Here is an 8,252-nt window from a genome sequence, read left to right on the forward strand (position 1 = left end):
ATGATTAATAAAATTTAGTATTGAAGAGGTGAAAATGAAGTTAAGTAAAAAGATAGCAAAGATAGGAATTTTATTTTTTATTGTAATAGGATTTATTAGTAAAAAGGATGTATATGCACTTGATGATAAGGAAGTTTTGTTTATAAGTTCAAATAATCCAGGTTTTGTTACTTTTAATGATCAGGTTAATGGTTTAAAAGAAAGTCTTGGAGAAGATGTTCAATTACAAATAGAATATATGGATTTAAGGGCGTTTTCAACTAAAGAAAATGAGTGGAATTTTTATAATTTATTAAAGTATAAACTTAGTAATTATCGTGATTTTAGTTCTGTAATTTTAGGGGATGATGAAGCTTTAGCCTTTGCAGTTAAATATAGAAATGAGCTTTTCAAGAATATTCCAATGGTATTTTTTGGGGTAAGCAACAGTGAATTAATAGAAGAAGCTTTAGAAATGGATAATGTTTTTGGTGTAAATGAAATAGAATCAGTACATGAAAATATAGCTTTAATTAAAAAATTTCATAAGGATGTAAAGAATATAATATTTTTAGATAGATATGATGAAAAATGGAGAACAAGAAAGTTTTTAGATGAATGTAAAAAAAGGTACACAGAATATAATTTTAAGTCAATAAATACGAGAGAGTTTGATTTAGAAGATATTAATGAGATAACAAAAGATATCACTAAAGAAGATGCAGTTTTAATGTTTTATCCTGTAAATTTTAAAGGAGAAAAAGTAAGTACTTATGATGAAGTGAGCAGATTAATTTATGATACTACTAAGGTACCTATTTACAATATAATAAGTTATGGAATAGGGGCTGGCAGTATTGGAGGAAAGACAATAAGTCATTTTAATCAAGGAAAAGAAGCAGGAAGAATGGCTAAGAATATTTTATTAGGAGAAAAGATTGAAAAAAGGTATATTGAGGGAGAGGCAGTAAATCAATATATTTTTGACTATAATAGGCTTAAGGATTTTAATATAAAAGAAAAAGACTTGCCCTTAGAGTCTATTATATTAAATAAACCTCTTAGTTTTTGGGAACAATACAAAACAATAATAATACCAATATCTATATTATTACTTGGTTTGTTTAGCATAATAATAGCACTTATAATTTTTATAATAAATCGTATAAAATACACTAAAGAGCTTTTAAAGGCTAAGCAATTAGCAGAGGAAATAAGTCAGTCAAAAGGTCATTTTATTTCTAATATAAGTCATGAACTTAGAACTCCTGTTAGTGTAATAATGTCTGCAATGCAGTTAATAAAATTAAAACTTGACAATAAAGAAGGGTACTGTGAAGACATGGGCATTAATAATAACTTATCAATAATAAATCAAAATTGTTATAGACTTCTTAGGTTAATAAACAATATAATTGATACAGCAAAAATAGAAGGAGGGTTCATGGATTTTAAGCTTACAAATATAAATACTGTAGAGCTAGTTGAGAGTATAGTTCAATCAGCAATACCTTATGCAGAAACAAGAGACCTTAATATAGTCTTTGATACCAGTGATGAGGAAATTTATACTGCATTAGATCCAAATAAGATTGATAGAATAATTTTGAATTTACTTTCTAATGCAATAAAGTTCTCCAAGAAAGGTGGAATAATTGAAGTTAATGTTGAAAATATTGATGAGAAGATTAGAATATCAGTTAAAGATTCTGGAATAGGAATAGAGGAAGATAAATTAGATAAAATATTTGAGAAATTTGTACAAGTGGATGAAAGTTTTATGAGGCGAAATGAAGGCAGTGGAATAGGGCTTTCAATAGTTAAGTCTTTTGTAGAATTGCATGAAGGTGATATTTATGTAAAATCAGAATTAGGAAAAGGAAGTGAATTTATAATAGAACTTCCAATAAAAATATTAGATGATAAAGTAGTAGAAAATCATGATAGGGATTGTGAAGAGGATTCTGTTATAGTACAAACAAAAGTAGAATTTTCAGACATATATTTTTAAATAAATATTTAGAATACATGGTAAAGGATTAGTGTGAAATGTCATTTAGACTATTTCTCACTAATCCTTTGTTTATCTCTATTTAAATTAAGTCTAACCTATATTAAAAGTTATATCTTTATTACTTATATAAAGGTTATGATTGTCAAAATTTATTTCGTATAAATCTCCAGTTTTCCCTTTTATATTAACTATGGTTTTGCTATTTAAAACACCATAGGGTTTAGTGCTAGTAGGAGAATCATAGACTATTGCACCACTAGATAAAGTGCTTAAAACTTCAGCTTTCTCAGGAAGTCCTGTAGATGAATTCACGGGGTTGTTGGCATAATGAGTTTTTGATGGATTTTCTGTAGCAGCACTTTGTACTTGAATTTTAGGACTTTCTTTTGGATTCTTAGTAATATAGTGTCTAAATAAATAAGAACCAAAAGCACCTACAAATAGACAGATAATTATTACATATGTTATTTTTGAAATTCTCATTTCTTTCTCCTTTGTTTAATAATTTTCATTTGTTTAATTTAAAATAATAATTTTATAAATGTATAACTAGAAAATATTTCATAAATAGTATATAGCATATTAAAAAAAACTGCAATTTTGTTGAATTTTTTAAAAATAACTAAATATATTTATTAAAAATTTCATTAATAATTTAAGTTTCAAATTATTTAATAAATATTTTTATATATTTTAATTAAAAAAGAAATAAAAATTAAATTTTAAAGTAAACTTTTTTCTTTTTTTATGTCTAATAATTGAATTTAAAATAAGGAGTAGTTATAAATGATTACTATTTTACTTGTAGTATTGATAATTTAATAATAATTTTTTATTTAACATATAAGAGATTTTATTTAAAAAGAAAAAATAAAAGATAAGAAGTGGAAAAAGCATTTTAAAATTAATAGGAAAAGAAATAGAGGATATATCCTATAGATACATCCTCTATTCCTTTTATTATATAATATTATGTTCTATTAAAAATTCTGTATCATTAATGATAGTATCAAAATTATCATCTCGTATTATTTCATGATTTTCAGAGAATACAATAGCTCTTTGAAAAAGACCTTGAACATAATGGAACTCATGAGTTGAACAAATGATTGTTTTACCGCTTTGATTTAATTTTACAAAAAATTCGTTTAAGAAGCGTTTTCCCTTAGGGTCAATTTCATTCATTGGTTCATCAAGTACTATTACCTCTGGATTCATAGAAAGTACACTAGCTATAGCAACTCTTTTCTTTTCTCCACCACTTAGGTTATATGGTTCCCTGTCTTTTAAATGTTCAATATCCAATAATTCTAGGCAATCATTTACTCTCATTTCAACCTCATCTTCAGCAAGTCCCATTTGTCTTGGACCAAAGGCAATTTCATCATAAACATTAGATGAAAATAACTGTGCATCAGAGTTTTGAAAAACAAAGCCTATTCTTTTATGAAATAATTTAGCAAAAGTTCCTTTATCTAATTTTTTTTCAGTTATTTCATCTTTATCGAATAAGTAAGTACCTTCTTTAGGAAAAACAATACCATTTAATAATTTTAATAGAGTTGATTTTCCACTACCATTAGGTCCTATTAGAGCCACAGATTCTCCTTCTTTTATATTAAGGTTTATATTATTTAAAGCCTTATTTTTTTCATTATAATAAAAGGATACATTTTTTAGTTCAATCATTTCTTCCTCCTAAGTATTTTAGTGGTATATAAAGTATAATAAAAATACTCCAAAGCATAAAAGACAATATATATAATCTATATAAGTGAAGTTAAATTTTGTTATACTTTTATATTCACCAGTAAATCCTCTACATTCCATAGCAGAGTAAACATCTTCTCCCATGTTTTTAGATTTTAAAAACAAATTTCCTATTACACTTAATAGAGAATTACGTTTATCTTTATTTAAACCTACAGATTTTAGCTTTAAGGAATAAAGCATGTCTAAGGAGAATTCTCCAAGTAAAAATATATATCTTAATGTTATATCAAAAACAAGTATAAATATGTCAGGTACAAAAAGTGATTTTAAAGATTTCGTCACACTGTGCCAATTACTTGTACTAGATAGAATATTCATTAAAATAACAGTTAAAAATATTTTAAGAACTAATATAAGACTACTATAAAGATTATTCATAAATAACATAGACGGTATTAGCATTATAAGAGTGAATATAGGAATTATAATACTAACAGTTAAAATTCTTAAAATATCATCACCATCTAGAATACTTAAGATTCCTATTATAAATGCACCTATTATAAAGGTATAATTCGTATTTTTAGATAAAGATAACATAATTATAATTAATAAAGAACCTAAAATCTTAGCTAAGGGATTTACTTTATAAACTATATTATCTTTAACTAAGCTATTCTTTTTAATTTTAGATAATACTCCAATTAATGACATTATAGTTTTATTTATAAATTTATCTTTATCATTTTTTGGAACATAATTATCTTTTTTTAATAACCAATCTTTATCAGTCATCGTTAATTCCTCAATCTTTCTTTAAAGAGCCAAGCACTTTGAAAATAATTATTAAAACAACAGCACCAAGGACAGCGGATAATAAGTATCCTGAAATATCTCCCATTCCACTAAAGCCATATCCATCTCCAAAGGCGTGGTAAATTGAACCGTGAGCCATTCCTTTAGGGATATAACCAACCATTGTTTGTAATTCATCAGAACTCCATTCTCCCCAAGCCGAACCAGATGCTATTAATCCAATAGGAGTTAATATAACCATAGCACCTATTAAAGCAAGAAGTGATTTGAATAAGAAGTTATTATTTTCTTTTGCTTCTCCAGTAAAATGTTTTGTTTGAATTGTAGCAGGAGAAACTTTTTTTATATAGGCATAAACACCTACTGTTACAGCACCTTCTATAAGACCTATTATAGCGTGAGCAGAGGCCATAGCAGGAATAGAAACACTTAAAGGATAAGGACAGTATAAAGGATGTCCTGTTGGATCTTTAAATAATAGTGGTTGAATTCCAAGTTCTACAGCAGCACAAAAAGCAGCGGCGTTAAGACCTACATAAGCTCCTATAAAAGCAGCTACTAGTTCACCTTTTTCGCTTTTAAAAATTTTTCTTAAGAAAGAAAATAAATAATATCCTACAAAAGGCATAACAAATGCCATATTAAAAGTATTAGCACCAAAAGCTAGAACGCCTCCGTCACCAAAGAAAAGACATTGAATTAAGAGTGCTATTGTTACAGCTATAGTAGCTGCCGATGGACCGAGTATTAGTGCAATTAAAACTGCTCCTACTGCATGGGCTGTTGTTCCACCAGGAGTAGGAACATTAAACATCATAATTAAGAATGAAAAGGCAGCACAAATACCTAAAAGAGGCATTTTCTTTTTACTAATTTCATTTTTAACTTTTGTTATTGAGTGCTTCCATACTGGTAGCATAGTAAGTCCCATGACAGCACATGTTGATGGGCTTAGATAGTTATCTGGAATGTGCATTCTGAAAACCTTCTTTCATTTGTTATAAAAATACTAATTGAAATAGTGTTATCAATTAATAGATTTTTTTCAACTAAAATATTAGTACCAAATTTGTTAATAATCAAGTTAACTTTTTGTTAATTACAAGGAAAAACATAAGAAACTTTTTCTATTATTTAGTTTGGTAAGTAATCATAAGTTAGTAATAATGCGAATGATATGCATTTATCAAGGAAGTAATTTCCTTAAAAGTTGTTAAAGAAATATTAATTTATTAATTAAGTTTCTATTAAAATATGAATAAAAAACAGTGATTTTATTATTAATATTGAGATGTTTTTTAACAAAATATAAATATTGATAAAGTTAGTTAATATTTTCTTGAGAAAATATATGATTTTATATTTAAATAAATTTTCCAATGAATAAAATCTTAAAAGGTAATTTTAATAATTCGAATAAGGATAAGAGAAAAAATAATATAAAAATAAAAAAATATCCTTGAAAATTATAAATTCAAGGATATTTTTATAATTATAAAAATTAATTATTTGATAATCTATATTAAAATAAGTTTGTAATGATACTTATAAATTTATATTGTCATATATCTAATTTTATACTATTAAAGTATTGTTTTGGAATTATAAATATACTTGTAAAGTAACAGAATAATTCAAGTATATATTTATATAAAGCAGATATCATATTAACTTTCTACCATTTCTTTTTTTCTAGCAACACCTAAAAGTACACCTACAATTATTAAAATTGCTGCTAGTAATAATTTATAGTCCATTTTACTATGCATAAATAGTACTTGTAAAACTACTGCCCAAAGACCGTAAGTTATATTAAGTCCCATTGCTCTTGATGGTCCAATCTTATGAACTGAAACATAATAAAGGAAAGTAGAAAATGCCCCTATAGCAGCTGCTATAAATGCTATTAAACCTGAGTGTGAGAATACTGTTATACCCACATATTTTAAACCACCAATTAGTGGTAGTATTATAGCAACATCTATAACAAGAGATGAAAATACTGTTATAACAAGTGCCATATGTTGAGATATAGTTTCTTTTTTCATTCCCCAAGATAGGAATACACCTTGGATTCCCCAGCCTAATGCTGATAAGAATGAGAATATTAGTCCTAATAATAAATGACTTTTATTTACTGCAAGACTTCCTGGTTTATAACCTATGAATATAATTGCTATTATTATTAAAATTAGTCCTAAGTATGTTTTCATAGGCAATTTTTCTTTAAGGAAAATTCTCGCAATTATTGCTCCTAAAACAGGATAAGTTGATGAGATAATAGAAGCATATGCTGCACCAGAGTATTTAACCCCTAGTATATAAAATAGCATTCCTAAAGGACCTCCAAGGATTCCTGCTACAATTAATATTACACCGTTTTTACTACAAAAACTAGGAATTATTTCTTTTGCTCTTCCTCTAAGGATTAAAGATCCTGTTGTCCATATAAATACAAAAAAGTCATTTAAGAAGTTACTTAAAAATGGCGCGAAAAATGCTAAATACGGATCTCCTAATGGATTTAAAGTTAGTGCAATTCCTATTAAGACCGTATTCATGGCCCAAGTAATTCCAGAAAATATTCCCGCAGCATTTCCTATAAATATATTACTTTTTCTTATGTTCATTTTATTTCCTCCAATGTATGATTAAGTTGTCCGATTTTTTAAAGCAAAATGTCTCTCCATATTTTAATCACCTCCATAGATCAAGTTACCTGATAATTAAAATTCAACTAAAATCAAAATTTTAGTTGAAATTAAGCCTCAGTTTATTCTAGTAATATTTTAATAATTAATTTTATTCATGTCCATTAATAAAAAAATTAAGTTCTTAGTAATTTAATAAATTGATAATTATAAACAATTAAAATTTTATTTATATTAAAGTGTTAATTTTTTTGTTGTTTTTAAATTAATATTTACTTCATATTTTTAGTTTATTAATTAATTATCAAAATTGATTTATTATAAATTGATGTTATTATCTATGCTAGATTAAAAATGTATAAAAATATAAAGGATGTTATGACATGAAGGACTTTTTAAAACTTAAGAAGAAACTTTTTAATGAAGCAATAAAAAATAAAGAGTGGATTTTTATAGATATAAGAACAAGAGATAGCTTTAATGGTTGGAAATTAAATGGTGAAAAATATTCTGGTCATATAAAAAGGTCTATAAACATCCCATTTATTAATTTTAAAAATGATTTTGAAGATATGAAAAAGAAATCAAAAGAAGATTTATTTTCCAAGATAAATCCTATAGTAATTTGTCATTCAAATTTAACTGAGCTTTTAAGCATTAGTAATTATCTTAAGATTAATAATTATGAAAATCTATATACTTTAGATATGAGAAATTTGAAGCATTATCACATAAATTCTTTATGTTATTACAAGAATTATAAAATTCTTGTTCCACCTCAGTTTACTTTAAATAATAATTTTAAAGTTTTTCATGTTGGATTTGGAGATGAAGAAAAAACTTCTTCTAAAGGTCATATTAAAAATAGTATTTATATTAATACTGATGAACTTGAACCACCTCCAAGTTGGACAGACTGTGGTTATAAAAATATAATTCGCATTAAAGGTAGTAATATAGCCGTTTTTAGGAAACTAATAGCTTTAAAAATAAAAAAAATAACACAACTGTAACACAACCTGATTTTTTTAAAATATAGCTTCAATAGAAAAAAGTCAAGGAGTACTAAACTCCAAGAC

7 protein-coding genes are annotated in these 8,252 nt (G+C 25.8%); 2 read left to right on the forward strand and 5 right to left on the reverse strand.

What is annotated here, in order from left to right; genetic code table 11:
- The first annotated feature begins 34 nt into the window (after positions 1-34).
- Positions 35-1,990, forward strand: coding sequence for a sensor histidine kinase (locus ARA19_RS07110; protein WP_055070275.1), 1,956 nt, complete (start codon positions 35-37; stop codon positions 1,988-1,990).
- Between the two features lie 93 nt (positions 1,991-2,083).
- Here the strand turns inward: ARA19_RS07110 and ARA19_RS07115 are convergent, their stop codons facing one another.
- From ARA19_RS07115 to ARA19_RS07135, 5 genes are all read right to left on the reverse strand, one after another.
- Positions 2,084-2,476 carry a hypothetical protein gene (locus ARA19_RS07115; protein ID WP_055070276.1) on the reverse strand — a complete coding sequence of 131 codons (393 nt, stop codon included), beginning with the start codon at positions 2,474-2,476 and terminating at the stop codon, positions 2,084-2,086.
- A gap of 477 nt (positions 2,477-2,953) precedes the next feature.
- Positions 2,954-3,682, reverse strand: a complete 729-nt coding sequence (locus ARA19_RS07120) for an energy-coupling factor ABC transporter ATP-binding protein (RefSeq protein WP_055070277.1) — start codon at positions 3,680-3,682, stop codon at positions 2,954-2,956.
- A gap of 18 nt (positions 3,683-3,700) precedes the next feature.
- Positions 3,701-4,501: an energy-coupling factor transporter transmembrane component T family protein gene (locus ARA19_RS07125; RefSeq protein WP_055070278.1), complete on the reverse strand. Its 801-nt coding sequence runs from the start codon at positions 4,499-4,501 to the stop codon at positions 3,701-3,703.
- 10 nt (positions 4,502-4,511) lie between these two features.
- A complete protein-coding gene (gene cbiM, locus ARA19_RS07130; RefSeq protein ID WP_055070279.1) occupies positions 4,512-5,498 on the reverse strand; it encodes a cobalt transporter CbiM in 987 nt (328 codons plus the stop codon).
- Positions 5,499-6,189: 691 nt separating this feature from the next.
- On the reverse strand, positions 6,190-7,152 hold the full coding sequence (locus tag ARA19_RS07135) for a DMT family transporter (RefSeq protein ID WP_055070280.1): 963 nt from the start codon (positions 7,150-7,152) through the stop codon (positions 6,190-6,192).
- 404 nt (positions 7,153-7,556) lie between these two features.
- Between ARA19_RS07135 and ARA19_RS07140 the strand changes: the two genes are divergently transcribed.
- On the forward strand, positions 7,557-8,186 hold the full coding sequence (locus tag ARA19_RS07140) for a rhodanese-like domain-containing protein (protein ID WP_055070281.1): 630 nt from the start codon (positions 7,557-7,559) through the stop codon (positions 8,184-8,186).
- Positions 8,187-8,252 lie beyond the last annotated feature (66 nt).

The organism is Clostridium massiliamazoniense (assembly GCF_001403635.1).
Taxonomy (GTDB): Bacteria; Bacillota; Clostridia; order Clostridiales; family Clostridiaceae; genus Sarcina; species Sarcina massiliamazoniense.